The 23,924-nt window shown below is 69.4% G+C and carries 23 protein-coding genes; 11 read left to right on the top strand and 12 right to left on the bottom strand.

Translation table 11 applies throughout. From position 1 onward, the window contains the following. The first annotated feature begins 75 nt into the window (after positions 1 to 75). The 5 genes from BN1959_RS12210 to BN1959_RS15255 all read left to right on the top strand — a co-directional run bounded on the left by BN1959_RS12210 (position 76) and on the right by BN1959_RS15255 (position 4,348). Positions 76 to 675, top strand: coding sequence for a class I SAM-dependent methyltransferase (locus BN1959_RS12210; RefSeq protein WP_053948916.1), 600 nt, complete (start codon positions 76 to 78; stop codon positions 673 to 675). Continuing rightward, entirely contained in the window at positions 676 to 1,071 is a 396-nt protein-coding gene (locus BN1959_RS15435; protein ID WP_348533021.1) for a cyclodeaminase/cyclohydrolase family protein, read from the top strand. It begins immediately after the preceding gene. Beyond that, positions 1,008 to 1,187 (top strand): hypothetical protein, encoded by a 180-nt coding sequence (locus BN1959_RS15405; protein ID WP_321164392.1) that lies wholly within the window; start codon positions 1,008 to 1,010, stop codon positions 1,185 to 1,187. The genes BN1959_RS15435 and BN1959_RS15405 overlap by 64 nt, the downstream gene beginning before the upstream one ends. Before the next feature lie 47 nt (positions 1,188 to 1,234). Continuing rightward, the gene (locus BN1959_RS12200; protein WP_053948915.1) at positions 1,235 to 1,585 is read left to right on the top strand and encodes an SHOCT domain-containing protein; all 351 of its coding nucleotides are present in this window, start codon (positions 1,235 to 1,237) and stop codon (positions 1,583 to 1,585) included. 111 nt (positions 1,586 to 1,696) lie between these two features. After that, positions 1,697 to 4,348 carry a PAS domain S-box protein gene (locus BN1959_RS15255; protein ID WP_053948914.1) on the top strand — a complete coding sequence of 884 codons (2,652 nt, stop codon included), beginning with the start codon at positions 1,697 to 1,699 and terminating at the stop codon, positions 4,346 to 4,348. A gap of 672 nt (positions 4,349 to 5,020) precedes the next feature. Here the strand turns inward: BN1959_RS15255 and BN1959_RS12190 are convergent. The 3 genes from BN1959_RS12190 to BN1959_RS12180 form a co-directional block, all read right to left on the bottom strand. Beyond that, positions 5,021 to 5,245, bottom strand: a complete 225-nt coding sequence (locus tag BN1959_RS12190; RefSeq protein ID WP_154018278.1) for a hypothetical protein — start codon at positions 5,243 to 5,245, stop codon at positions 5,021 to 5,023. Between the two features lie 205 nt (positions 5,246 to 5,450). After that, positions 5,451 to 6,686: a hypothetical protein gene (locus tag BN1959_RS12185; RefSeq protein WP_053948912.1), complete on the bottom strand. Its 1,236-nt coding sequence runs from the start codon at positions 6,684 to 6,686 to the stop codon at positions 5,451 to 5,453. After that, positions 6,683 to 7,894 (bottom strand): potassium channel family protein, encoded by a 1,212-nt coding sequence (locus tag BN1959_RS12180; protein WP_053948911.1) that lies wholly within the window; start codon positions 7,892 to 7,894, stop codon positions 6,683 to 6,685. Before BN1959_RS12180 ends, BN1959_RS12185 begins: the two co-directional genes overlap by 4 nt. Before the next feature lie 89 nt (positions 7,895 to 7,983). Here BN1959_RS12180 and BN1959_RS12175 point away from each other — a divergent pair, with 89 nt between their 5' ends. Continuing rightward, a complete protein-coding gene (locus tag BN1959_RS12175; RefSeq protein ID WP_053948910.1) occupies positions 7,984 to 9,132 on the top strand; it encodes an NAD-binding protein in 1,149 nt (382 codons plus the stop codon). A 567-nt stretch (positions 9,133 to 9,699) separates the two neighbouring features. Here BN1959_RS12175 and BN1959_RS12170 read toward each other — a convergent pair. From BN1959_RS12170 to BN1959_RS12160, 3 genes are read right to left on the bottom strand one after another with little or no spacing between them, the layout of a single operon-like run. After that, positions 9,700 to 11,172: a universal stress protein gene (locus tag BN1959_RS12170; protein ID WP_053948909.1), complete on the bottom strand. Its 1,473-nt coding sequence runs from the start codon at positions 11,170 to 11,172 to the stop codon at positions 9,700 to 9,702. Next, positions 11,173 to 11,898: a nucleoside phosphorylase gene (locus tag BN1959_RS12165; protein ID WP_053948908.1), complete on the bottom strand. Its 726-nt coding sequence runs from the start codon at positions 11,896 to 11,898 to the stop codon at positions 11,173 to 11,175. A 55-nt stretch (positions 11,899 to 11,953) separates the two neighbouring features. Then, positions 11,954 to 12,757, bottom strand: a complete 804-nt coding sequence (locus BN1959_RS12160) for a DUF63 family protein (RefSeq protein WP_053948907.1) — start codon at positions 12,755 to 12,757, stop codon at positions 11,954 to 11,956. Between the two features lie 93 nt (positions 12,758 to 12,850). On the opposite strand from BN1959_RS12160, the gene deoC reads away from it, so the two are divergent. Then, entirely contained in the window at positions 12,851 to 13,486 is a 636-nt protein-coding gene (deoC, locus tag BN1959_RS12155) for a deoxyribose-phosphate aldolase (RefSeq protein WP_053948906.1), read from the top strand. A gap of 189 nt (positions 13,487 to 13,675) precedes the next feature. Here the strand turns inward: deoC and BN1959_RS12150 are convergent, their stop codons facing one another. Next, positions 13,676 to 14,857, bottom strand: a complete 1,182-nt coding sequence (locus BN1959_RS12150) for an outer membrane protein assembly factor BamB family protein (RefSeq protein WP_053948905.1) — start codon at positions 14,855 to 14,857, stop codon at positions 13,676 to 13,678. Positions 14,858 to 14,979: 122 nt separating this feature from the next. Here BN1959_RS12150 and BN1959_RS12145 point away from each other — a divergent pair, with 122 nt between their 5' ends. Beyond that, a complete protein-coding gene (locus tag BN1959_RS12145) occupies positions 14,980 to 16,230 on the top strand; it encodes a tRNA (N(6)-L-threonylcarbamoyladenosine(37)-C(2))-methylthiotransferase (RefSeq protein WP_053948904.1) in 1,251 nt (416 codons plus the stop codon). A 72-nt stretch (positions 16,231 to 16,302) separates the two neighbouring features. Then, a complete protein-coding gene (locus BN1959_RS12140) occupies positions 16,303 to 17,208 on the top strand; it encodes a hypothetical protein (RefSeq protein WP_053948903.1) in 906 nt (301 codons plus the stop codon). 14 nt (positions 17,209 to 17,222) lie between these two features. Here BN1959_RS12140 and BN1959_RS12135 read toward each other — a convergent pair whose 3' ends face one another. Both BN1959_RS12135 and BN1959_RS12130 read right to left on the bottom strand, forming a co-directional pair. Continuing rightward, a complete protein-coding gene (locus BN1959_RS12135) occupies positions 17,223 to 18,635 on the bottom strand; it encodes a carotenoid oxygenase family protein (RefSeq protein WP_053948902.1) in 1,413 nt (470 codons plus the stop codon). A gap of 40 nt (positions 18,636 to 18,675) precedes the next feature. After that, on the bottom strand, positions 18,676 to 19,584 hold the full coding sequence (locus BN1959_RS12130; protein WP_053948901.1) for a cation diffusion facilitator family transporter: 909 nt from the start codon (positions 19,582 to 19,584) through the stop codon (positions 18,676 to 18,678). A gap of 131 nt (positions 19,585 to 19,715) precedes the next feature. On the opposite strand from BN1959_RS12130, the gene BN1959_RS12125 reads away from it, so the two are divergent. Continuing rightward, complete coding sequence (locus BN1959_RS12125) at positions 19,716 to 21,059, top strand: sodium-dependent transporter (protein WP_053948900.1); 1,344 nt, start codon at positions 19,716 to 19,718, stop codon at positions 21,057 to 21,059. On the opposite strand, the gene BN1959_RS12120 is transcribed toward BN1959_RS12125, so the two are convergent. Further along, the gene (locus BN1959_RS12120) at positions 21,056 to 21,607 is read right to left on the bottom strand and encodes an HIT family protein (protein ID WP_053948899.1); all 552 of its coding nucleotides are present in this window, start codon (positions 21,605 to 21,607) and stop codon (positions 21,056 to 21,058) included. The two genes, BN1959_RS12125 and BN1959_RS12120, sit on opposite strands and share 4 nt — an antisense overlap. An 83-nt stretch (positions 21,608 to 21,690) precedes the next feature. Here BN1959_RS12120 and BN1959_RS12115 point away from each other — a divergent pair, with 83 nt between their 5' ends. Beyond that, positions 21,691 to 22,371, top strand: a complete 681-nt coding sequence (locus BN1959_RS12115; protein WP_053948898.1) for an AIM24 family protein — start codon at positions 21,691 to 21,693, stop codon at positions 22,369 to 22,371. Positions 22,372 to 22,396: 25 nt separating this feature from the next. Here BN1959_RS12115 and gdhB read toward each other — a convergent pair whose 3' ends face one another. Both gdhB and BN1959_RS14800 read right to left on the bottom strand, forming a co-directional pair. Continuing rightward, the gene (gene gdhB / locus BN1959_RS12110) at positions 22,397 to 23,686 is read right to left on the bottom strand and encodes a glutamate dehydrogenase GdhB (RefSeq protein WP_053948897.1); all 1,290 of its coding nucleotides are present in this window, start codon (positions 23,684 to 23,686) and stop codon (positions 22,397 to 22,399) included. A 2-nt stretch (positions 23,687 to 23,688) separates the two neighbouring features. Continuing rightward, the gene (locus BN1959_RS14800; protein WP_154018277.1) at positions 23,689 to 23,826 is read right to left on the bottom strand and encodes a rubrerythrin-like domain-containing protein; all 138 of its coding nucleotides are present in this window, start codon (positions 23,824 to 23,826) and stop codon (positions 23,689 to 23,691) included. Between the last annotated feature and the right edge of the window lie 98 nt (positions 23,827 to 23,924).

Raw genomic sequence — 23,924 nt, 5'->3', positions numbered from 1 at the left:
AACCACGCCTCTCCGGGGCAAAGAAGGGAGACAGAGAGAGACAGTTCCAAGACCGACAGCCACCATCGTGGTCGTATGGCTTCCTGGGACGAACGGTTCCGTGCCGGCGAGTATCCAACGGACCCGGACCCCTCACCGGTGCTCGAGGCGTACGCCGACGAGACGGATGGCGGCCGTGCGCTCGACATCGCCTGTGGAACGGGCCGCAACGCGGTGTTCCTCGCCGAGCAGGGGTACGAGGTCGACGCACTCGACCGATCGGTCGAGGGGCTCCGGATCACGGAGTCGAACGCGGCGTCCCGCGGCGTCGACGACCGGGTCAACCTGATCCAGGCGGACGCGACGGCGTTCGAGTACCCCGCGGACCGGTACGACGTGGTGACGATCAGCTTCTACCGGCTACTCGACCGACTGAGCGACGTGAAGGCCGCGCTCCGGTCTGACGGCCTGTTCTTCTACCAGCACCACCTCCGGTCGGACCCGCCGGCGACGGTCGGGCCGAGCACCGATCGCCACCGGTTCGGCGCGAACGAACTCCTGCGGGCGTGTCTCGACCTGACGGTCCTCTACTACGAGGAGTCCAGCGAGAGCCGGGAGGGCGAACTCTCGGCGACGGTCGAACTCGTCGGTCGCAACAGCCACGGCGACGCCCAGTCGTACCCCGAAACGCGATAGATCGGCGTTCAATCGCCCGGGACACCGGCTGCGTTCAGCCCGACGAACTATCGAGCACTGACGACCGAACGGTTCCTCGCCGACGTCGCTTCGGACCGCGCCGCACCCGCCGGCGTGTCAGCTGCAGCCGTTACCGGCGCGCTCGGCGCCGCACTCTGCGAGATGGCCTGCATACACACCCTCGAGGTCACTGCTTCGTCGTCGGACTCGCCGCCGCAGCTCCCGCAGTCAGTGCCCACGGCGACGACACGGCCCGGGGGAACGCGACGGCCGGCGGCGAGACGCCGGGCCACGGTGACGAGGCGGGCTGGGCGGCCTGGATGGAGGGCCACATGGCCGACTACATGGGCCCTGACGCCGTCGACGAGATGGAGTCGCACATGGGCGCGACGATAGACGAGATGGCCCGGTGGATGGCGGGCGACGACCACCAGAACACGGGCCACACGAGCGACAACCACACGACCGGCGGCCACTCCACGGGGATGAACGGCCAGGGGTACGGCTGCTAGCGATCCCCGGAACTCCCCTGTGAACTAACGACCCTGAATCCAAGCCAATGACACACCACCACAGTACTCTCGGACGGACGGCGCGTCGAATCGCCACGGTGAGCGTTCCGGTAGTCGCAGCGACAGGCACCGCGGCCGCCTACGGGGGCGGCCACGGGGCGGGGATGATGGGCGGCGGCTGGGGTCTCTTCGGTGCGGGAATGGGGCTCTGGGGCCTCCTCTGGATGGCGCTACTGCTCGGCGTCCCGCTCTACGCCGTCTACACGATCCTCGACCGCGACTCCAGCGGGAGTGAGGAGCGGTCGCTGTCGGTCCTCCGCGAGCGCTACGCCCGCGGGGAACTCTCCGACGAGGAGTTCGAGCGGCGACGACAGGAGCTCGAGTCGTCGAACCGCTGACCGGCCGGCCGGAGGCCGGGACAGCTGACCCGCCCACGGGTCGAACTCCTTCGGATCCACGTGAACTATTACCCCGCGTGCCGGTCATGGGTCCGTAATGCGTCTGAACCTATGACCGATCCGACAGACAGAATCCGTGTTCTCCATGTCGACGACAACCCGGAGTTCGGGGAGCTCGTCGCGGTGTATCTCGAGCGTGAGGACGACCGGATATCGGTTCAGACGGCGGAGACGCCCGACGACGCCGTCGACGCGTTAGACGCTCGCGAGATCGACTGCGTCGTCTCCGACTACGACATGCCCGAATCGAACGGGATCGAGTTCCTCGAAACCGTCCGTGAGGAGTACCCCGGCCTGCCGTTCATCCTCTACACCGGCAAGGGCTCCGAGGAGATCGCCAGCGATGCCATCTCCGCGGGCGTCACGGACTACCTGGAGAAGGAAAGCGGGACGAGCCAGTACGCGGTGCTGGCGAACCGGATCACGAACGCCGTTGAGCAGTACCGGTCGACCCGCGCGCTCGAAGCCAGTCAAGAGCGCCTCTCGCTGTTCTTCGAGCAGTCGCCCCTCGGCGTCGTCGAGTGGACCGAGGAGTTCGAGGTCGCCCGTCTCAACGAGGCCGCCGAGGAGATTCTGGGCTACGACGAGGCCGAACTCCGCGGCGAACCTGGCCGGAAGATCGTCAGCGAGGCCGACCGTGAAGAGGTTTCGGCCGTCGTCGACGAGCTGTTGGAACGGGAGGGCGGCTACCACAGCATCAACGAGAACGTCCGGAAGGACGGCGAACGAATCATCTGCGAGTGGCACAACCGCGTCGTGACCGACGACGGCGAGGTTGTCGCGATCTTCTCGCAGTTCCAGGACATCACCGAGCGGCGAACGCAGCTGAAGGAGCTCGAACGCCAGCGCGCCGTCATCGAGTCGGCGAGCAACACGATCGTCACCATCGACGACTCGAGCGTCGTGCAGTCCGTGAACCCGGCCGTCGAGGAGACGTTCGGCTACTCGCCCGAGGAGCTGATCGGGGAGCCGCTGACGACGCTGATGGGCGACGACGTCGCCGACCGCCACCGGGAGGCTTTCGAGCGGTACCTCCGGACCGGCGAGCGAACGCTCGACTGGGAGTACACCGAGTTCGAGGCCCGACACCGCGACGGCTCGCCGGTTCCGGTCGGGGTGACGTTCGGCGAAGTCGTCTACGAGGAGGAGCACTGGTTCGTCGGGATCCTCCGGGACATCAGCGAGCAGCGGGCACGGAAACAGGAACTCGAGTGGACGAACGGCGTTCTCTCGACGCTGTTGGAGACGCTCCCGGTGGGGGTCCTCGCCGAGAGCGAGAACCGCGAGGTGTTGGCGGCGAACGACCGGATCTTCGAGCTGTTCGATCTGCCGGGCACGCCCGAGGAGACGGTCGGCGCCGACTGCGAGCGGATCGCCGAGTCCGTCAGCGACCAGTTCGTCGACCCGGACGGGTTCGTCGCCCGGATCAACGAGATCGTCGACACGGACGAGCGCGTCGAGGGGGAGGAGCTCGCGCTCGCCGACGAGCGAACGTTCGTCAGAACTCACGAACCGATCGAGCTCCCCGACGGTGATGGCCACCTCTGGACGTACCGCGACATCACCGAGCAGCGCGTCTACGAGGAGCGGCTGGCCGCGCTCAACGAGCTGGCGGGGGAGCTGATCGTGGCCGACTCCCGCCAGGAGATCGCCGAGATCGGCGTCGACGCCGCGCGGGACGTGCTGGGTCTCGACGCCAACGCGATCCACCTCTACGACGCGGACCGGTCGGCGCTCGTCCCCGCCGCCGGGACGGAGAAGGTGTTCGACCTCGTCGGCGAGCCGCCGACGTTCACCGAGGGCGGCAGCATCGGGTGGCGCGTGTTCGAGTCGGGTGAAGCCCTCGCGGTCGACGACACCCACGACGATCCGGATATCTACAACCCGGAGAGCCCGATCCGGAGCGAGCTCCTCCTCCCGATCGAGGGGTACGGCATCCTGATGGCCGGCTCGCCGACCCCCGACACGTTCGACCAGGAGGACCTCGTGCTCGGGCAGATCCTCGCGGGGAGCCTCGTCAGCGCCTTCGAGCAGATCGAGCAGATGGAGCAGCGGCAGGCCCGAGAACGCGAGCTGGAGACGCAGAACGAGCGGCTCGAGGAGTTCGCCAGCATCGTCTCCCACGACCTGCGCAACCCGTTGAACGTTGCCGAAGGCCGGGTCGAACTCGCAAAGGAGAGCGGCGAGTTGGACCACCTCGACGCCGTCGAACGGGCACACGAACGGATGAACGCCCTGATCGACGACCTGCTCACGCTCGCCCGCCAGGGCGAGTACGTGAGCGAGATCGCGCCCGTTCGACTCGACGCCATCGCCGGCGACTGTTGGGAGAACGTGGCGACAGCCGACGCAACGCTCGACGTACGGAGTGATCGGGCGGTGCTCGCCGACCGTAGCCGGCTCCAGCAGCTCTTCGAGAACCTGATGCGCAACGCCGTCGAACACGCGGGCGACGACGTGACGGTGTCGGTCGGGGAGCTGGCCGACGGGTTCTACGTCGCGGACGACGGGTCGGGGATCCCCGCGGACGTCCGGGAGGACGTGTTCGACGCCGGCTACTCGACGAGCGAGTGCGGGACGGGGTTCGGACTGCGCATCGTGAAACAGATCGCCACGGCCCACGACTGGGAGATCGCGGTGGAGGAGGGGGATGACGGCGGCGCTCGCTTCGAGATCACCGGCGTGTCGTTCGCGGACGAGTGACGAGGCTCCCGAACCGCCGGCTGGCAGTTCCTCCGCCAGCGACTCCCGGAACCGATCGACGCCGACGCGGAGCAGGTAGCCCGCGCCGCCCGCGTCGGCGAACAGTGGACATCGACGCTGTACATCGCCGACTACCCGGATTACGATCACTATTCTCGCCACGATGTCCGGGTCCGATGGGGGCTGTGACAGGTTTCGACCAGCTCCATCACCGGCGGAGCAACCACCACCTCGACCAAAGGTATCATCGAACGCTTCCTAGACTCCCTCGTTGGTCTCGGCCTTCGATCGGTGCAGACACCACGCCTTTTGCCGTGGCAACATGGTGTTCCATGTCCTGTGTCTGGACCCAACCCAATCCAGTGTCCAGTCTGTGGCTGGACTGGCCACCAGTCTGACCTCGAAGACGGAGAGCAGAAGCCTGCCTGCCCGACTTGCGGTGAAACTGTGCGGATTGAGTAGCGTGCAGGCCAACCACGCGCAGCGACCGTCGACGATAGCGCCTGCGGACGCCCCCAACCGACGCGTTCGCGACACTATCGCGATCGGGCGGTGCCCGAAACCACCAAACACCGGTCGCCGTCGTCGCCGATGAGTCTCAGTGTGTCGACGCTGACCGAAACCCGAATCGCGTCGGCATCGTACAGGGTCGAGGTGACGGGAACCGCTAGTTCACCTGCCGCCGACGCCGCCCGGTCGTGCGGTAACGTAGATCCGCATCTCGATCGCGTCAGGACAGGTCCGTTCGACCCGCTTGACAATGTCGAGGGACTCGTACTCCACAACAGTGTGGTTCGGATCGTAGAGACCGACGGCTGCGGTCCCGTCGGCCGTTGCGTCGACGACGCTGTCCGTTCGGCGCTGGACCTTTTCTTTGAGCTCTTCGCGGGGACCCATCATCGGAACATGTTGTATGCCGAACTAATAGCGTTTTCGCAAAATCTGGCCGGTAACGTATCTCAGCCCCGGATTAAGGTTGTCCGGCTACCCCAATACAGCCCCAGCTTCCGGTATCGACGTTCCTGCTGTTCCGGTTCGAAAGCTGAAGAGGCAGGCCCCCACGAGCGTGGCGAACGCGGCCGATGCACGACCGCTGATCTCGCTAGGTACTGTTCGCCCGCTCCTCCAACCCCCGAAGCACGTCCGGCCGGCCGATCGCGTACACCGAATCTCCGGGCTCGAGCGCGCGCTCGCGGCCCGGCAGCGAGTCGAGCGCTCCCGACGACTCCCGGATCGCGACGACGGCGACCGCGAGGTCGCCGACCGTGGTCCCCACGAGCAAGCTCCCCTCCGGAACGTCGACGATGCCCAGCGTCTCGTCGGCCGCGCGCAGCAGCGACGCGAACTCCTGATCGGCGCGTGCGCTCACGGGCAGCGTCACCAGTCGGTAGCGCTCGTCGGGCGACAGCGCCGCGGCGTCGCCCTCGTCGACGACGAGCGTCACCGTCTCGCCCGCAGTCGCGCGCAGTTCCGCGGTCGTCACGCGACGGGCCCCCTCCACTTCGCTCGACGCCGGCGTGGCGGCCTCGGGAGCCTCGGGGCCGAGAGCTTCGGCATCAGTCTCCTCTGCCGGGGGAGCGGGCTCGGGCGTCGTCCACACCTGCACGATGTCGCCCGGGCCGGCGTCGCTCGCGGGGTCGGCCTCGACGGCGACCGCACAGGTGCCCGGGCCGAGCGTGGGGCCGATCCCCGCCAGCCGCGAGCCGAGCGCGAGGTAGGTCACCGTCCCGTCGTCGTCGAGTTCGGCGTCGACGTAGCCGACGTTGTAGTCCTCCTTCAGCCGCGTGACCAGCCGCTCCCGGAGCGTCTCCGTGCCCGCGCGGGGAAACAGCAGCGTCTTCCCGCCCAGCTCGTCTTTCACCGCCGCCGGGACGGGGTCGTAGCTCGCCATGTCCTCGATCTCGTCACTCGCGGGGAGTTCGACCGCCGAGAGGCGGGCGACGCCGCGGAGCGCGCGCCCGACGCTAGCGTTGACTTCCCGGGCGCCAGCCGCGCTCAGCACCCCGGAGCGGAGCGAGTCGCCCAGCCGGCGGCCGGGGATCGTCGCGACGAACGCCGACAGCAGCGTGAGCAGGTCGATCCCGATGCCGACCGCGTCGAACGGGTCGCCGCCGGGCGTCCCGATCACCCGCCCCAGCAGCCCCACCGTGTTGAGGTAGAGCGCGACGGTCGCGACGCCGAACAGCGCCGCTAGCCCGCGCGGGATCGGCTCCCGGAAGTACCAGCGGTAGGCCACCGATACGCCCCCGGAGACGAAGAAGGCGAGCACCGAGAGCCCGAACAGCCCGCCAAGCGCCGGGAGGAGATCCACGTCGCCGAGCAGCATCTGGAGGATCACGCCGCCACCTCCGCGAACGCGTCGAGATCCGTCGGCGTCCCGACGACGAACAGTTCCTGTCCCGCCTCGGGGACGTACTCCCTGCCGGGGACGACCGTCCAGCCGCCGTCACCCCGGCCCGCGAGCACGACGACACCGTACGTCGAGTGGACGCCCACCTCACCCAGCCCGTGGCCGTCGAGGGGGCCGCCCTGCTTGACCGTCACCCGGCGCAGGCGCTTCCCCGAGCGCCGCAGCAGCGCCAACAGCTCGAACTCCTCGCGCTCGCCGCGGGATCGCACCGTCAGCCCGGTCACGTCGTGTTCGACGAGCGCCCGCGACGCTTCGCGGGTCACGGCGACGGTCACGCGGTCACGCCCGCCCGCGGCAGTCTTGGCCGCTGGCGTCGACGGCGCGGCAACGTCCTGGCCGCCGTCGGTGACTGCGGGCGTCCCCGTCTCCTTCCCGGGGCGGACGCTCACGACCGTCCCGTCGTACTCGCTGTCGGCGGTGCGGAGCCGGACCTCGTCGCCGGCGGCCAGCCCGGTCGGCACCAGCGTCGTCAGCGACACCGCGCGCTTCCCGTTGGGGACGCGCTTCGAGAGCCCGGCGGTCGGCGGCGCCGCGGCGACGGTCGCGTGTCCGCGCTCGTCGATCCGGACGGATGCGTCGACGAGGCCGAACTCCGTCCGGAGCTGGTCCTCGGCGCGGTGTTCGAGCTCGGAGATCGGCAGGTCCGCCGGCAGCGCGATCGACGCCTCGCGGATCTCGGTCCGGAGTTCGGCGGGCAGCGGCGGATACCCCTCCAGATCCCCCACCTCGCCGGTGATGTTGAGCTTCACCTGGCCGCGGCTGCCGACGAACTCCACCACGTCGGCCGAGAGCGTCCGGCCGGCGAGCTTCTTCAGCGTGAGCCGTTTGGGCGTCGCCGCCCCCATCTGGTCGCCCTTCGCGTGGGCGTACATCGACAGCATCAGCACGACGACGATCGCCACGAGCACCGCGACGCCGTTGGTGCTGCTGGCGATCGCCTTGTCGTTGAGCGCGAGCAGGCCGCCGTTGACCCCCGCGATCGCGAGCGCGAGGACGACGGTCCCGAACCCGGGGATGGTGACGTTGGTGAAGTACTTGAACGAGAACCCCAGCCCCCAGGAGACCAGCGCGGGGACGATGCCCGTCACCAGCCCGAGATACACCCCGAGCAGGACCTGGAGCGGAAACGACGCCATACGCACAGCCAGCGGTGGGGGAGACATAGACGTACCGGCGGCGGCCGGATCGGCTGTCATTTATGTGCCCGCTTCGTCACCCCTCACGTATGCAGTGGGATCGGGACTGGCTGGGCGTGCGCGCCTCCATCCTGTTGACGTTCGCCGTCGCCGCGCTGTCGGTGGGGACGGGGATCGTCAACATCTCGACGACGACGGTCACCGGCCCGCTGGCGCCGTACATCCCGCCGATAGTTCGGCAGACGGTGGGGTTTACGGGCGCAGTGACGGGGTTTCTCACGCTGGCCGGGGCGTTCATGCTCCGGAGCCGCTATCGGCTTGGCTGGTACCTGACGGTCGTGATGCTGCCGATCACGGCCGCCCAGGGGCTGTTGCAGGCTAGCGAGTACTCCTACCCGCTGGTGGCGCTGTCGCTGATCGCGCTGCCCGTCGTCGCGCTCAACCGTCGGACGTTCGACAACGAACTCGACCTGACGACCACCCAGCTCGCCGCGACCGGCTCGCTGGTGGCCGCCCAGGCGTACGGCACGGCCGGCACCTACGCGTTCAGAGACGAGTTCCACGGCGTCGACAGCCTCACCGACGCGTTCTACTACACGCTGGTCACCGGCAGCACCGTGGGGTACGGCGACATCTACGCCCAGACCGAGCAGGCGCGGCTGTTCGCCATGTCGGCGATCCTGCTCTCGGTGGCCTCCTTCGCGGTCGCGCTCGGTGTCGTGCTGACGCCGATGATCGAGGCCCGACTCTCCGCCGCACTCGGACGCATGACCGAACAACAACTCGACACGTTCGAGAACCACGTGCTGGTTCTCGGCTACGGCGACCTGACGGAACCGATCCTCGAAGAACTGGAAGACCAGGCGAAGTTCGTCGTCATCACGGAGGACGAGACGGTGACGCGGCGGCTCACCAACCACGACGTGCACGTGTTGACGGCCGACCCCAGCGACGAGGAGCCGCTCAAGAACGCCGGGATCGACCGGGCGCGGGCCGTCATCGCCGCCACGAACAACGACGCTAACGACGCGCTCTCGATTCTCACCGCCCGGGAGCTCAACCCCGAGATCCACATCGCGGTCGGCGTGACCGCCCGGGAGAACGTGAGCAAGCTCAAACGTGCCGGCGCGGACACCGTGATCAGTCCGGCCGTGATCGGCGGCCACCTGCTCGTCGAGGCGGCGATGGGCCGCGGCGACAGCGAGCGCGAAGCGAGCGATCTGTTGGGCGAGGAGTAGTGGTTCGTAGGGGCGGTCGATGTTCGAAACAAAAAGTGGATCGGGGTAGTGGGCGTGCTTCCGGCTGATTTCTGGAACGTCATAGCTGACGGGGTCGACGACCGCGACAGCAACAGCAGCTCGTTCGTCGACCACTTGTGACCGCACCGCCCCGCACAGCCCACAGACCTCCCCAGCCGACTCCCTCCTTCACTACGTTCAGTCGGTCGTCCCTCGCGCCGGTCGCGCCCACAAGGGGCGCTCCTGCTTCGCGCCGACAGCGACCGCGGTGCGGTCGCGGTGGACGCCTCGCGGCCGTCGACGAGAGCAAAGCTCTCGTCTGCCAATCAGAAATCTCCGATTTCTGATGACGGTGATCGTCGCCGGCCGCGGGGAAAGGGGTGGGGACTCGCTGCTGCGCCGGGCACGAGGCCCGGCGCACTGCGGTCGCAAGTTGCCAACGATCGAGCTGCTGTTACTGTCGCGGTTGCTGTTGCAGTTCCCGAAGATCGAGCTACTGTCGCTGTCGCCGTTTCAGTTGTCCAGACTCACGAGAACGTCACCGTCCGATCTATCGATAACCACGAATCATCGCCCAGCGTCGCCCCGATCCACCACCGCCACGTCGCAGTCGATCGTCTGCAACCGCTTGAACGTCGGCGGCGAGATCAGCCGCGAGGCCGTCGAGCGCTCGCCGGAGGAGCCGAGCATCACCAGATCGTACGCGCCGGCGTTCTCCTCGATGTACGTCGTGATCTCCGCCCGCGCGACCCGGGTCTCGACGGGCCCGTCGAACGCCTCGACGACGTTCGCGAGACGGTGCTCGGCGCCCCGCCGCGAGCCGTTCGTATCGATGCAGGTACAGACGCTGACCCGGCCGTCGTCGCCCGCCAGCCGGCTCGCGAAGTCGACCATCGCGTGGGCGGTGTCGCCGGGCCGGGCGATCGGCACCATCACCCGCCGCCAGTCCGTCGTCCCGGTCGAGCGGTGGACGATCGCGTCGACGGGCCCGGAGAGCACCCGCCGGACGTACGGCGAGAGCCCACCCTCCTCGGTCTCGTAGGGGGTGATCACGAGGTCGCAGTTGGCGCGCTCGGCGGTGTCGAGCACCGTCGCCGCGGGGTCGCCGCTGGCGACGATCACCTCACACGGGACGCCGTAGGCCCTTCGCAGGCGCTCGGCCATCCCGTCGAGCCGTTCGGCGGCCGCCCGGACGCGCTCGGCATCGGCCTCGTCGACCGATTCGGGGTCGCCCTCGCCGCGGTGGGCGGCCAGCACGTCCGCGTCGACCCCGTCGAGCACGTCGAGCAGCACCACCTTGCCGGCGTCGTGGTCGGCGGCGATCCGGGCCGCCATCGTCGCGGTCTCGGCGTCGTTCTCGCCGCGGGTCGGGACGAGCACGTGGTCGTCGCCGTGGGTCGTGCCGTAGAGGTACGTCGCCCGGCGCTCGTAGAACGTTTTGTCCCAGATGACGAAGGCGCCGGCCACCAGCGCCGTCGAGAGCAGGACGCTGACGACGTACGCCGAGCGCGGGGAGAGTTCGAGCACGAACAGCGATAGCGGCCGGAGCACGACTGTCCCGGCACCCATATCGACGACCAACACCAGCAGCGCCGAGGAGAACGCCGACGGCTCCTCCACGTCGAGGACCCACGTCACGATCGCGGTGAGCGCGATCGCGCTGGCCGCGGCGATCGGCGGGACGGTCCCGCCCGGGGCGCCCGGGAGCAGCCGTTCGGCGGCCACGAACGCGATCCAGCCACAGACCGCGCCCGCGGTGATCCCGCCGACGAAGCGTCGCGGCGAGGCGTAGCGGCTCTCGGGGCGGATGAACAGCGTGTACGCCCCGGAGGCCAGCGGCGGGAAGAGGAGATACGGCAGCGCCGCGACCGCGTTCGAGAGCAGCGTCACCAGCGCGATCAGTAGCGGGACGAACACCAGCACCGAGAGGCGGACGAGGTTGTCGGTGTTCTCCACCCAGCGCCGGAACTCGGCGACTTCGCGGCGCTCGACGGACCGACAGCGCCGACCGATCGCGCGGAGCCGCTCCCGGAGGCCCATTCAGAGCGCGGCGACGGCGTCGAGCGCGATCCCGATGGCGCGCTCGACGTTGTTCTTGGCTTTCTCCGGCAGTTCGTCCGCTTCGGTCTCGCCTTTCTGGGTCCCCTTCACGAGGTTGCCGTCGACCGTACAGATCGCGCCCGCGGCCATCCCGCGGCGCCGCGCCAGCGAGAACACCGCGGCGGCCTCCATCTCGATACAGAGCAGCCCCGCTTCCTCCCAGTCCTCGACGAACTCGTCGCTCTCGTTGTAGAAGGCGTCGTCGGAGACGATCGGGCCGACGTGGACGTCCTCGTCGTTGGCCTCCGAGGCGTCGACGAGGTTCGAGAGCACGTCGTAGTCCGGGGTTGCGGGGTAGGTCGCGGACTCGTATCGCTTGCTCGTCCCCTCCTCCTTGGCGGCGCCGGTGGCGACGACCATGTCGCCGATCTCGATGTCCTCTTGCAGCGCGCCGGTCGTTCCGACTCGGAGGACGGTCTCGACGCCGACGTTGTGCAGTTCCTCGATCGCGATGGCGGCGGAGGGACAGCCGATCCCGGTCGAGCAGATCGTCAGCTCGGTCCCCTCGTACTCGGCGTTGACGACCTTGTACTCGCGGTTCTGTGACACCTCCTCGACGTTCTCACACTGGGCGGCGATGCGGTCGACACGGCCCGGGTCGCCCGGGATGAGCGCGATCTCGTTCACGTCGCCGTCGCCGACGAGCAGGTGGGGCTGTTTGGCCATACTCGCGGTTGCCGGCGGCGAGGGCAAAAGCGCCGCGGTCCGGCCGGGCGCCGGATCAGCCCGTGACCGAGAACAGCAGGAGGTTGTGCGCGCCGGGGCCGAGCCCGACGGCGGCGACGAACGCGAGCAGCAGTCGGCCCTCGCGGGGCGCTTCCCGGACCGACTCCGCCAGCAGCGCGGTCACCCCCGCGCCGAGGGCGAGCTTCACCAGCACGAACAGCCACGCGCTCCCGAACAGGTCGGCGGTCGGGAGGGCGGCGCCGAACTCGATCACCATCCGCGAGAGCGGCGTGCGCTCGGTCGCGTCGAGCACGTCGATCCCGATCGCGGTCGAGATGCCATCGAGGCTGTGGGCGACGATCGCCAGCGCGCCCGCGACGCCCGCGTCGCCGATGGACGGGGAGACGCGGCGCAGGCCGACCCAGACGCCGACCCCGACGGCGACGCCGAAGACGGCCGCGATCGCCGGCCAGACGACGCCGACCGTCCCCTCGTCGAACCCCCAGCGGAAGCCGACGACGAGCGCGATCAGGGCGAGGCCGGTGCCGGCGGCGGCGAAGGGGCGTTCGTTCCCGTCGTCCGCCTCGATCGCGAGCCAGACCGCGCCGGCGAGCACGGCGGTCGTGACGTACGCCGCGGGCGTTCCGAACAGGGGAGCGACCGCGTCCGGGACGGCGCCGACCACGTCGAGCACGTGGAGCCACGCGCCCGCGAGCATCCACGGCACGAGCGCGAGCACGAGCCGGCCCGACACCGGCGGGTCGCGGCGGCGCAGGCCGACGGCGACGGCGCCGCCGGCGAGCAGCAGCCCGAGCAGGTACGGCAGCGGCGGCAGCGCGAAGCCGGCGGGGAGTACCATGGTTCCCGGGGGGAGCGGTGAGGCGGAAAGGCTTACGGAGCGCGTCGCCGCGGAGCGGCGGTGTTTTTCACCGCAGCCCACACAGTAGGGGCCATGGACCGAGACGAACTCGCCCCCCGGATCGACCACACGGTGCTCGGCCCCGAGACGACGTGGCCCGACACGAAGCGCGTCCTCGACGAGGCCGCCGAGTACGGCATGAACGCCTGTATCCCGCCGTGTTACGTGGCCGAGGCCGCGGAGTACGCGCCCGACGTGACGCTGGCGACGGTGATCGGCTTCCCCCACGGACAGAACGCGCCGGCCGCCAAGCGCGAGGAGGCGGTCGTCGCCGACGGCGACGGCGCCGACGAGCTCGACGTGGTGATCAACGTCGGCCGGCTGCGGGCGGGCGAGACCGACGCCGTCGCGGACGAACTAGCCGAGGTCGTCGCCGCTACGCCGCTGCCGGTGAAGGTGATCATCGAGACGGCGCTGCTCGGCGACGACGAGAAACACGCCGCCTGCGAGGCCGCCGAGGCCGCGGGCGCCGACATGGTGAAAACCTCGACGGGCTTTGCCGACGGCGGCGCCGAGGTGGCGGACGTGGAACTGATGAGCGAGTACCTCCCCGTCAAAGCCTCCGGCGGCGTCGGGAGCTACGACGAGGCGATGGCGATGTTCGACGCCGGCGCCGAGCGTATCGGCGCGAGCTCGGGCGTCGAGATCGTCGAGGGCGCGCGCGAGTAGTTCGACCTTTTGCTGCGGGCCCCGGAGGGCCCTTGCAAAAGCTCGGCCATCACCAGAAGCCTCCGGCTTCTGGTTAGCAGCCAGAAATCGGAGATTTCTGGCGACAAAAGCCGTCGTCGGCCCCGTTCGGGGCCTCCTCGGCCCGCTCGCTCACTTCGTTCGCTCGCGGCCGACGACTCTCCGCCTTCCTTACTCCAACGCGACCAGCCGCTCCTCGCCGTCCCCTCTGTCGCTCACGCCGGCGAACAGCGCGCCGTCGGCCGGCGTCACCCCCATCGCCGAGGTCTCCTCGCCGATACCGTACCGGAAGCGCGTCGTGTTCACTCGGGCGGCGCCGACGCCGGAACCGCCTGAAAGCGGCCGTGCGACGACCGCGCCGTCGGCGCCGGTGTACAGCGTGTCCCCCGCCGCCGCGACGGAGTAGGTGTCGTCGCCGAGCTCCCAGCCGCGGCTCCCGTCGTCGGCGTCGATCCGGTCGACGCCCGAGAGGTCACCGCCGAACACCGCGCCGTCGGCGAGCACGAGCGACCCGTCGGCGACCGGGCCGTTCTCGGCGTGCCACGCGACTCTCCCCGCGTGGGCGGCCGTCCGGAGACAGAGGACGCCGCCGCCGAACGTCGCGACGAACAGGTCGTTGCCGGACCGCCCGGCGACGGCGGTCACCTTCCCGGGCACCTTCTGCCGCCAGAGCCCGCGGCCGTCGTAGAGGGTGAACAGCTCACCGCCGCTGGTGGCCGCGGTGACGCCGGCCACCTGTGTCGACACCAGATGGGTCACTTCGCCGTACACCGAGGCCCGCCACGCGATGTCGCCGCCCGGGCCGACCCGGAACACCTCCCCGCGGTCGGTGCCGGCGTACAGCGCCTCCCACTCTGGACCGGGGACCGGCGACGCCGTGACTTGCCCGTCGGTCTCGACCCGCCACTGCTCCTCGCCGTTTTCGGCGTCGACGGCGACGAGGCCGGACTCGGTTCCCACGTACGCGGTCCCGCCGTGGACCGCCGGCGACGGGTAGAAGCTGGCGACCTCGTCGTTTTCCTCGGGGTAGGTCCACAGTTTCTCGCCGCTCTCGGCGTCGAGCGCCTCGATCCCGGCCCAGGTGGGCTGGAACACCCGTCCGCCGGCGACGACCGGGCGCTCACGTGGGGTCCCGTCGAGGGGCGTGCTGAAGCGCTCGTTCGGCTCCGACCGGGGGACGGCGGCGTCGGGAACGAACGCTCTACCGTAGCGGTCGTAGTTCCGGACGGGCCACTCGGTGCTCTCGTCGCTGCCGGGCGAGGGGGTGTCGCCGCTGCCTCCGTCGAGACAGCCGGCGAGGCCGCCGGCGACGCCGGTACCGATCGCTGCGAGGAACGCGCGTCTGGAGGGCATCACTCCCGCAATTCCGCGGCCACGCGCAAGAAAGTACTCCCTTCGCTCCCCGGTCGCGACTCGCTGTCGAACGGGCACGGAACCGTCGGGCTTTTGCGCGCCGCTCGCCCAGTTCCGACAGGATGGCCCGTTACCACATCGAGACGTACGGCTGTACGTCGAACCGGGGTGAGAGTCGGTCAATCGAGAGCGCGCTGCGCGACGCCGGCCACTACCGGGTGGACGGGCCTAAAGAGGCGGACGTGTCGATCCTCAACTCCTGTACGGTCGTCGAGAAGACCGAGCGGAACATGCTCCGCCGGGCCCAGGAGCTCGACGAGCAGACCGCCGACCTGATCGTCACCGGCTGCATGGCGCTGGCCCAGAGCGAGGAGTTCGAGCAGGCCGACCTCGACGCGCAGGTGCTCCACTGGGACGACGTGCCCGAGGCCGTCACCAACGGCGAGTGTCCGACGCCCGGGCCGGGTACCGAACCCGTGCTCGACGGCGTCGTCGGCATCCTCCCCATCGCCCGGGGCTGCATGAGCAACTGCTCGTACTGCATCACCAAGCAGGCCACCGGCCGGATCGACTCCCCCAGCGTCGAGGAGAACGTCGAGAAGGCCCGCGCGCTGGTCCACGCCGGCGCGAAGGAGCTGCGCGTCACGGGGCAGGACACCGGCGTCTACGGCTGGGACGAGGGCGAGCGCAAGCTGCCCGAACTGCTCGACCGCATCTGCGACATCGACGGCGAGTTCCGGGTCCGGGTCGGGATGGCCAACCCCGGCGGCGTCCACGGGATCCGCGAGGAGCTGGCCGAGGTGTACGCCGAGAACGAGAAGCTGTACGACTTCCTCCACGCGCCGGTGCAGTCCGGCAGTGACGAGGTACTGGCGGAGATGCGACGCCAGCACCGCGTCGAGAAGTTCGTCGACATCGTCGAGACGTTCGACGGGGCGCTCGACCACTGGACGCTCTCGACGGACTTCATCGTCGGCTTCCCGACCGAGACCGAGGCCGACCACGAGCAGTCGATGGCGCTGTTCCGCGAGGTGCGGCCGGAGAAGGTCAACGTCACGCGCTTCTCCAAGCGGCCGGGGACCGACGCCGCCGACATGAAGGGGCTCGGCGGGCAGACGAAGAAGGACCGCTCGAAGGCGATGAGCGAGCTCAAGCGGGACGTCGTCGCCGAGGCGTACGAGGAGCTCGTCGGCACCACCCGCGAGGTGCTGGTCGTCGAGGAGGGCACGGGCGACTCGGTGAAGTGCCGCGACTCCGCCTACCGGCAGATCGTCGTCCAGAACGCGAGCGAGCACGGCCTCGAACCCGGCGACTTCGCGGAGGTCGAGGTCGACAGCCACCAGACGGTGTACGCGTTCGGGACACCGGTCTGAGGCCGCCACGATCCGCTCCGCCGTGCCGTCCCCCACAAGGCTTGTTACCGTCGCCGCCCCGATTTTCGGGCGATGCCCTCCAACAGACGAGAGTTCCTCGCGGGGAGCCTCGGCCTCACCGCGGCGCTCGTGACCGCCGGCTGTATCGGTGATTCGCCGGGGAACACCGACTCGCCGACCGAACCGAAGGGGTCCCCGTCCGATACCGAGGTGCCGCCGCCGGCGGCGGCCGATCGGACTGTCGGCGGCGCAACCGTCGCCGTGTTCGACGTCGTCGCCGAGAAGGCGGTGACCTACGAGTCGATCATGGGCTCCGGCGGCGTCGTCGCCCCCGAGAGGAAGCAGTTCGTCGTCGCGTCGGTCCGGAGCGACGCCGAACTGGAGATGGACCAGTTCTCGCTCGACGCCGGCGGCGAGTCGTGGGCGGCGGCCGACCCGGGCGAGGAAGGCGCCCAGAACTTCGCCGTCGCCGGCCACGAGGGCGGGATCGTCGGCAGCCCCGAACTCACTGGCGGCGACGGCCCGCGCTACGTCGCGTTCGAGCTCGACTCGCCGCTCGACGCCGACGACCCGCGGATCGTCCTCGAACGCGGCGGCGAGTCGGGCGAGTGGGATCTGCCCGACGACGCTCGCGAGACGCTCGCGGCGTCGGCGCCGTCGTTCGACCTCGACTCGCTCTCGGTGCCGGACTCGATCCAGCAGGGCGACCCGCTGGAACTGGAACTGTCCGTCACCAACACCAGCGATACGGCCGGGCGGTTCCTCGCCGCAGTCTACTGGCCGACGGAACTGATCGCCGACGACGACGAGTCCCACCTGATCGAGCGGTCCGCCGACGCCGGCGAGACGGTGACGGCGTCGCTCTCGATCGACACCGAGTACACGACCGGTGAGGACGGCCCGGTCACGCTCCGGGTCGAGGGCCACGTCGACGCCGAGCGGGAGATCACCGTGGAGGGGGCGTCGACGCCGACCTGACCGGCGCCCCGCCGTCAGTCCCGGAAGTACTCCCCGTGGAAGCCAAAGGGGACGGCGTGGGGCAGCGGCGCCCGCGCGAGTTCGGTTAGGTCGCCGTCGAGCACCACCAGTACGGACCGTTCGGCCTCGGTATCGAGGCAGAGCGAGAGCACGACGCCGTCGGCCTCCGCGTCTCCTTCGGGATGGGGAACGAAGATCGGTTCGCCCGAGAAGATCCCCGACTCTTCCCAGCGACGGGCAACGCCCCGCTCGCCTCCGCCGTCGCCGCCCACGTCCACACGGACGAGCGCGTTGCCGCCGTCCATCTCCGTCGACTGCGCGAACACGTGCTCGTACTCGCGGGTGTGGCGCTCGGGGGAGAACCGCGGCATCTCCACCCCGTCGGCGAGCGATTCGTGGGCCGGTTCCTCGCCGTCGAGCGGGAGCCGGTAGCGGCGGAGTTCGCCCGAGGGGAAGCCGGCGCCGCCGCCCCGGAGTGCGTTCATCGAGAGGTCCGTCACCGCGCTGTCGTCGTCGTACGCCACGAGGTCGACGACGAGCTCGGCCGCGTCGTTGCGTTCGCGTTCGAACGCGTTGGCGGTGTGGAACGTGAAAAACGCCGGAACCGTCGTCTCCCGGACCAGTTCGCCGGAGTCGCGCCCGAAGAGCAGGAAGCGTGTCCCGCGTGACGGCTCCCAGTCGTAGTTGTCGATGAAGCCGCCCGCGCCGGGGAGCAGGAACTTCGTGGGGTGGGTGACCAGCGGCGGCTCGACCAGCACCGCGTGGTCGGCCGTGAGCGCGAAGCTGTGCATGTACGCCGGCTTCTCGACGCGGACGCTCCCCACCCGCTCGCGGCGCGTGGTACCCTCGGGGATGCGGAAGAGGACGTACTCGTTCCGGCGGCCGAACCTGGTGAAGTAGCCCCAGTTGGCGCCGCTGTCGGGGTCCTGCCGGAGGTGGGCGGTGACGTGGTGGGTGGTCAGGTCGTCGTCGTAGTCGAGCGTTCCCCGGCGCTCCAGCGTCTCGGGGTCGATCCGGAGCCAGTTCGGCGTCTCCGTCAGCGCGACGAGTTCGCCGCCGATCCGGGCGACGTGAACGTTGGCGTTGTCGGTCGAATCGCCGGCGAGCATCGACTTCACGCGGGAGAGGTAGCCGTCGGTCGAGGAGAACTGCCCGGCGAAGCTGCCGTCCTCGACGGCGGCGCGGTAGGCGTCGGTCCGCGGGAAACGGTTGGTGTACCGCACCGCGCCGCCGTCGAACGCGAACTTGGTGAGGTGGGCGAGCCCGTCGAACCAGTGGTCCGCTTCGGCGTCGCCGACGGTCCAGCGTGCGGGGCCGTTCCGGTAGAGCGAGCCGTCGAGCCACGCCGGCACGTTGCCCTCGACCGGTAGGTCGCGGTCCCGGACCTCCTCGGTCAGGTCGCGAAACCCGGTCTCGTAGCCAGCCATGGCGGTGCTGGGGCGCGGAGCCGAATAAGCGCTCGCCCGGTCAGCCGACGCGTTCGTCGCGCCAGCGGTCGTCCTCCTTCCACTCGCCCAGCTCCTTGGGGTCGACGTGGACGAACGCGTCGTCGACCTCGGCGAGGTCGCGGATCGACTGGATCACCTCCGTCTCGATATCGTGGGCCTCCCGGACGGTCATGTCGCCCTCCACCTCGATGTGGAGGCTCACGTCGACCTCCGGGCCGACGTAGTGGGCCACCACGTCGTGGGCGCCCTGCACCTCGGGGTGGGCGAGCGCGGCGTCGACGATCGCCTGTCTGAGATCCTCCGGCGGCGCGGCGCCGACGAGGTAGCCGACGTTGTCCCGGACGATGTCGACGCCGGTCAGCAGGATGCCGACGGCGACCACCAGCGCGGCGATCGGGTCGAGCACGGGGTAGCCGACCGCGGCACCGCCCGCGCCGGCAAGCGCCGCGAGCGCGGTCAACACGTCGGTGCGGTTGTCCTTCGCCGTCGCGACCAGCGCGGGCGACTGGTGGCTCTCGCCGGCGCGCAGACAGTAGTGATACAGCCCGTACTTCGCGACGGCGCCGACGCCGAGCACGACCGCCGGCAGCGGTGAGACGGCCGAGTAGGAGCCAGCGAGCAATGAGGTAGCCCCGGAGTAGGCCACGCCGATCCCGGCGGCGAGCACCCCCGCGGCGACGAACAGCGCGACGAACGGCTCGATCCGCTCGTGGCCGTGGGGGTGTTCGAAGTCTGGCGGCTGGGTGGTGAGGTAGAGGCCGGCGACGACGACCGCGCTGTAGATGGCGTCGGAGGCGCTGTTGACCGCCTCGCTGACGAGCGCGAGGCTCCCGGTCTCCAGCCAGACCCCCGTCTTCAGCAGCGCCAGTGCGAGGTTGGCGACGAGCACGACGACGCCGACGCGGCGGACTGCCCCCTTACGCTCCATGCGGCCAGATTCGGGGCGCGGCGGTACTTGACTTGAGCGGTCGCCGCCGACTTGGACATCTGTTCGACTCTTGATGTTTGTTCCGGTGCATACCGACAGAAACTTCTTCGAGATGCCCGCGGGTTGGACACATGGCACAACGAGAGACGTGGACGACGCGTGCGGGGTTCATCCTCGCGGCGGTCGGGAGTGCGGTCGGGCTGGGGAACATCTGGCAGTTCCCGTTCAAGACCGCGGAGAACGGCGGCGCGGCGTTCGTGCTGGTGTACCTGCTCGCCGCCGCGCTGATCGGGCTGCCGACGATCCTCGGCGAGTTCGCGATCGGCCGCCGGGCGAAGCTCAACGCGATCGAGGCGTTCGACCGGCTCGACCACCCAGCGTGGACCATCGTCGGCGGGCTGGGGCTGTTCACGGGGCTGTGGATCCTGTCGTACTACAGCGTCGTCGGCGGCTGGGTGATCCGGTACGTGATCGGGAGCCTGACCGGCGGCTACTTCGGCGGCGCGGGGGCGTACTTCGGCGCGGTCTCCGTCGGCTGGGAGGCGATCGCGTTCCACGGCCTGTTCATGGCGCTGACGGCGGGGATCGTCGCGTTCGGCGTCGAGGACGGGATCGAGAAGGCGACGAAGCTGATGGTTCCCTCGGTGGTCGTGATGCTGATCGGGCTCGCCGTCTACGCGGTCACCCTCGACGGGAGCGGCCCCGCCTACGGCTACTACCTCTCGCCGGACCTGGACTACCTCGCGAACAACCTCGGCTCGGTGATCCCCTTCGCGGTGAGTCAGGCGTTCTTCTCGCTGTCGCTGGGGATGGGCGCGATGATCACCTACGCCTCCTACATCGACGAGGACGAGAGCCTGCCCGCCGACGGCGGGCTCGTCGTCGGCCTCAACACCGCGATCGGCGTGCTGGCGGGGCTGGTCGTGATCCCGCTGCTGTTCGTCCAGTTCGGGACAGTGCCGGAGGGGGCTGCCGGTGGGGGCCCCGGGGCGCTGTTCGTCTCGGTCGCACAGGCGTTCGCGAACCTCGGGATGGCGGGCCGGGCCGTCGGCGCGCTGTTCTTCTTCGTGGTGCTGATCGCGGCGCTGTCCTCCGCGATCAGCCTGCTCGAAGTCGTCACCTCCTACTGCGTCGACAAGTACGAGTGGGATCGGAAGGCGACCGCGTTCGGCTTCGGCGGCGCGCTGTTCCTGCTCGGGACGCTCGCGGCGTGGGACACCGCGTGGCTGGGCTGGTTCGACACGCTGGCGTACAGCGTCCTGTTGCCCGCCTCGGTGCTGCTGGGCGTGATGTTCGTCGGCTGGGTGTACGGGCCGGAAGCCGTCGACGAGATCAAGCAGGGCAGTAGCGCCGACGCGAGCGTCGCCCGCCTCTGGATCTGGTGGCTGCGGACGGTCGTGTTCGTCGGCGTGTTCGTCACGCTGTACCTCGGCGTCACCTCGATCTACGCGTCGCCGGGGCTGCCGTTCCTCTAGTCGAACCGCAGTTCGACCGCGTCCGTTTTTTCGGGATCGTCGACGGCCTCGGGTAACGCCGCGAACGCCTCGTGGAGCTTGTCGTAGCTCGCTTCCAGCGCCTCGACGATCACCTTCGTGTCCGAGACGATCGGCATGAAGTTCGTGTCGCCGCTCCAGCGCGGGATCAGGTGGGTGTGGAGATGGTCGTCGATCGAGCCGCCCGCGGCGTCGCCGCCGAGGTTCTCGCCAGCGTTGACGCCGTCCGGCCCGAACGCCGCCTCCAGCGCGTCGATGGCGGCGACTTTCAGCTTCGCGTGATCGAGCAGTTCGGCGTCTGGGAGGTCGGCCCACTCCCCGGTGTGCCGATCGGGGATGACCATCACGTGGCCCGGGGCGTAGGGAGCGTTGTTGAGGATCACGAACGAGTGCTCGCTACGGGCGACGATTCGGCTCTCGCGGTCGGCGTCACGCTCGGGCAGCACGCAGAACGGGCAGCCGTCGATCTCGTCGTCCTCGGGATCGCGCTCCACCCAGTCGATCCGCCAGGGGGCGAACAGTTGCTCCATACCCGGAGGTCGTGTGGCCGGCGGTTAGTGGTTCTGGACGCCCGGGGTTTTTCACGAATGCCGACACAATCTCGGGCGTCCCCATGCAACTGGAGCAGTTCATCGATGCCAACGGCCCTGACAGCGAAGCGACCGGCTCTGACAGCGACGCGAGCGGCTTTCAGAAGGAGAACAACCGACTGCTGAAGATCCCGGTCGACGGGCTCGTCACGGTGAAAGTCGGTACGATGGTCGCCTACACCGGCGATCTGACGTTCACCGGGAAGTCCTCCGCGGAGGGCGGGCTGACCGGTATCGTCAAGGACGCGGTCACCGACGAGGGAACGCCCGTGATGGAGGCGGAAGGCAGCGGCTCGCTGTACCTCGCGGATCAGGGCAAGAAGGTGCAGGTCCTCTCGCTCGACGCCGACGAGTCGATCTCGGTCAACGGCACCGACGTGCTCGCGTTCGAGGAGCAGGTCGACTACGAGATCGGGACGATCGGCAGCCTCTCCGGCGCCGCCGCCGGCGGGCTGACGAACGTCTACCTCACCGGCCCCGGCGACGTGGCGATCTCGACCCACGGCGATCCGCTGGTGATGTCGCCGCCGGTCACCACCGACCCCGACGCCACTGTCGCGTGGAGTTCGAACCTCTCGCCGTCGATCGGGACGAACAAGCTGATCGAGATCGGCCAGCAGTCCGGCGAGTCGATGCAGATGGAGTTCACCGGCGAGAACGGGTTCGTCGTCGTCCAGCCGTACGAGGAAGGCGGCAATATGTGACCGTCGGTCGGTCGTTTTCCGAGAGTTACGGCCAGAGCCCGCGGCTATCGTGGGCCTCGGCGACCCGCGTGAGCGCGACCACGTAGGCGGCGTCGCGCCAGCTCACGTCGTGTTCTTCGCGCCGGTCGCGCACCGTCTCCCACGCCTCGACCATCTCGGATTCGAGTTCGCGGTGGACGCGGTCGAGCGACCACGCGCGGCGGTTGATGTCCTGCAGCCACTCGAAGTAGCTCACCGTCACCCCGCCGGCGTTCGCGAGGATGTCCGGGATCACGGGAATCCCCCGCTCTTCGAGGATCTCGTCGGCCGTGCTGGTCGTCGGGCCGTTGGCGCCCTCGACGACCACGTCGGCCTGCACGTCGTCGGCGTTTTCGGCGGTAATGACGTTGCCGATGGCGGCGGGAATCAGCACGTCCGCGTCGAGTTCGAGCAGCTCGTCGTTGCTCACTTTCTCGGGGGCGGGGTGGCTGAGCACCGCTTCCGGCTCCTCGTGGTGGCTGGGGATCGAACTAGTGTCGAGCCCGTTGGGGTCGTAGATCCCGCCGTTCACGTCGCTGACGGCGACGACGTTCGCGCCCCACTCGTCGAGCAGGCGTGCCGCGTTGGCGCCGACGCTGCCGTACCCCTGGATCGCGACCGAGGTGTCCGACAGCGGCATGTCGTAGTAGTCGGCTGCCTCGCGGGCGACGATCGCGACGCTCCGGCCCGGCGCCTCGTCGCGACCTTCGCTGCCGCCGACGACCGGCGGCTTCCCCGTGACGACGCCCGGCGTCGTCTCGCCCTCCTGCATCGAGTAGGCGTCCATCAGCCACGCCATCGTCTGGGGGCCGGTGCCCATGTCGGGCGCGGGGATGTCCTTCTTCGGGCCGATGGCGTCGCGCAGCTCCTCCGCGAACCGGCGGGTGAGGCGCTCGTTCTCGGCCTCGCTCAGCTCCTTGGGGTTGACCGCGATCCCGCCTTTCGCGCCGCCGAAGGGGAGATCCATCACCGCACACTTCCACGTCATCCACATCCCGAGCCCGACACACTCGTCGCGGGTCACCTCGGGGTGGTAGCGCAGCCCGCCCTTGTGCGGGCCGCGGACGCTGTCGTGCTGGGCGCGGTAGCCCGTGAACACGTCGACGGAGCCGTCGTCGCGCTCGATCGGTACGGTCACCTCGTGGACCTTCTTCGGGTGTTTCAGCCGCTCGATCACGTTCTCGTCGACATCGACGTGCTTGGCCGCGCTGTGGAGTTGGCGCTTCGCCGTCTCCAGCGCGGACTCGTGTTCGGTGCTACTCTCCCCGTCCGTCGTCTCCTCTGTCGTAGAGCTCACTGTTACTCGAGTCTGGTTCGTCGGTTACGCATCTCCCCGCCGCAGTCGGGGCAGGTGAGTGGCTGGCTGTCGGTCCGAACGATGTTCCCACACGAGAAACACTCGTACGGGATCGGTTCGTCGCGGGTGTCGTCGGTCATGGGTGGTCAGAGGGCGTTCGTCCGCCGCTCCGTCCAGACCGACGGCCTCGACCCGCCAGAGTCTGGCCGTTTACTATTCAATGTCGATTCCCTGTCGT

The organism is Halolamina sediminis, from assembly GCF_001282785.1.
GTDB classification, from domain to species: domain Archaea; phylum Halobacteriota; class Halobacteria; order Halobacteriales; family Haloferacaceae; genus Halolamina; species Halolamina sediminis.
The sequence above is the reverse complement of the archived record's forward strand: the minus strand, read 5'-3'. Positions and strand labels throughout refer to the sequence as shown.

Coding starts and splice junctions, on each gene's coding strand:
- BN1959_RS12210 (WP_053948916.1), top strand. CDS start 76: ATGGCTTCCTGGGACGAACGGTTCCGTGCCGGCGAGTATCCAACGGAC.
- BN1959_RS15405 (WP_321164392.1), top strand. CDS start 1,008: ATGGCCGACTACATGGGCCCTGACGCCGTCGACGAGATGGAGTCGCAC.
- BN1959_RS12200 (WP_053948915.1), top strand. CDS start 1,235: ATGACACACCACCACAGTACTCTCGGACGGACGGCGCGTCGAATCGCC.
- BN1959_RS15255 (WP_053948914.1), top strand. CDS start 1,697: ATGACCGATCCGACAGACAGAATCCGTGTTCTCCATGTCGACGACAAC.
- BN1959_RS12190 (WP_154018278.1), bottom strand. CDS start 5,245: ATGGGTCCCCGCGAAGAGCTCAAAGAAAAGGTCCAGCGCCGAACGGAC.
- BN1959_RS12180 (WP_053948911.1), bottom strand. CDS start 7,894: ATGGCGTCGTTTCCGCTCCAGGTCCTGCTCGGGGTGTATCTCGGGCTG.
- BN1959_RS12175 (WP_053948910.1), top strand. CDS start 7,984: ATGCAGTGGGATCGGGACTGGCTGGGCGTGCGCGCCTCCATCCTGTTG.
- BN1959_RS12170 (WP_053948909.1), bottom strand. CDS start 11,172: ATGGGCCTCCGGGAGCGGCTCCGCGCGATCGGTCGGCGCTGTCGGTCC.
- BN1959_RS12165 (WP_053948908.1), bottom strand. CDS start 11,898: ATGGCCAAACAGCCCCACCTGCTCGTCGGCGACGGCGACGTGAACGAG.
- BN1959_RS12160 (WP_053948907.1), bottom strand. CDS start 12,757: ATGGTACTCCCCGCCGGCTTCGCGCTGCCGCCGCTGCCGTACCTGCTC.
- deoC (WP_053948906.1), top strand. CDS start 12,851: ATGGACCGAGACGAACTCGCCCCCCGGATCGACCACACGGTGCTCGGC.
- BN1959_RS12150 (WP_053948905.1), bottom strand. CDS start 14,857: ATGCCCTCCAGACGCGCGTTCCTCGCAGCGATCGGTACCGGCGTCGCC.
- BN1959_RS12145 (WP_053948904.1), top strand. CDS start 14,980: ATGGCCCGTTACCACATCGAGACGTACGGCTGTACGTCGAACCGGGGT.
- BN1959_RS12140 (WP_053948903.1), top strand. CDS start 16,303: ATGCCCTCCAACAGACGAGAGTTCCTCGCGGGGAGCCTCGGCCTCACC.
- BN1959_RS12135 (WP_053948902.1), bottom strand. CDS start 18,635: ATGGCTGGCTACGAGACCGGGTTTCGCGACCTGACCGAGGAGGTCCGG.
- BN1959_RS12130 (WP_053948901.1), bottom strand. CDS start 19,584: ATGGAGCGTAAGGGGGCAGTCCGCCGCGTCGGCGTCGTCGTGCTCGTC.
- BN1959_RS12125 (WP_053948900.1), top strand. CDS start 19,716: ATGGCACAACGAGAGACGTGGACGACGCGTGCGGGGTTCATCCTCGCG.
- BN1959_RS12120 (WP_053948899.1), bottom strand. CDS start 21,607: ATGGAGCAACTGTTCGCCCCCTGGCGGATCGACTGGGTGGAGCGCGAT.
- BN1959_RS12115 (WP_053948898.1), top strand. CDS start 21,691: ATGCAACTGGAGCAGTTCATCGATGCCAACGGCCCTGACAGCGAAGCG.
- BN1959_RS14800 (WP_154018277.1), bottom strand. CDS start 23,826: ATGACCGACGACACCCGCGACGAACCGATCCCGTACGAGTGTTTCTCG.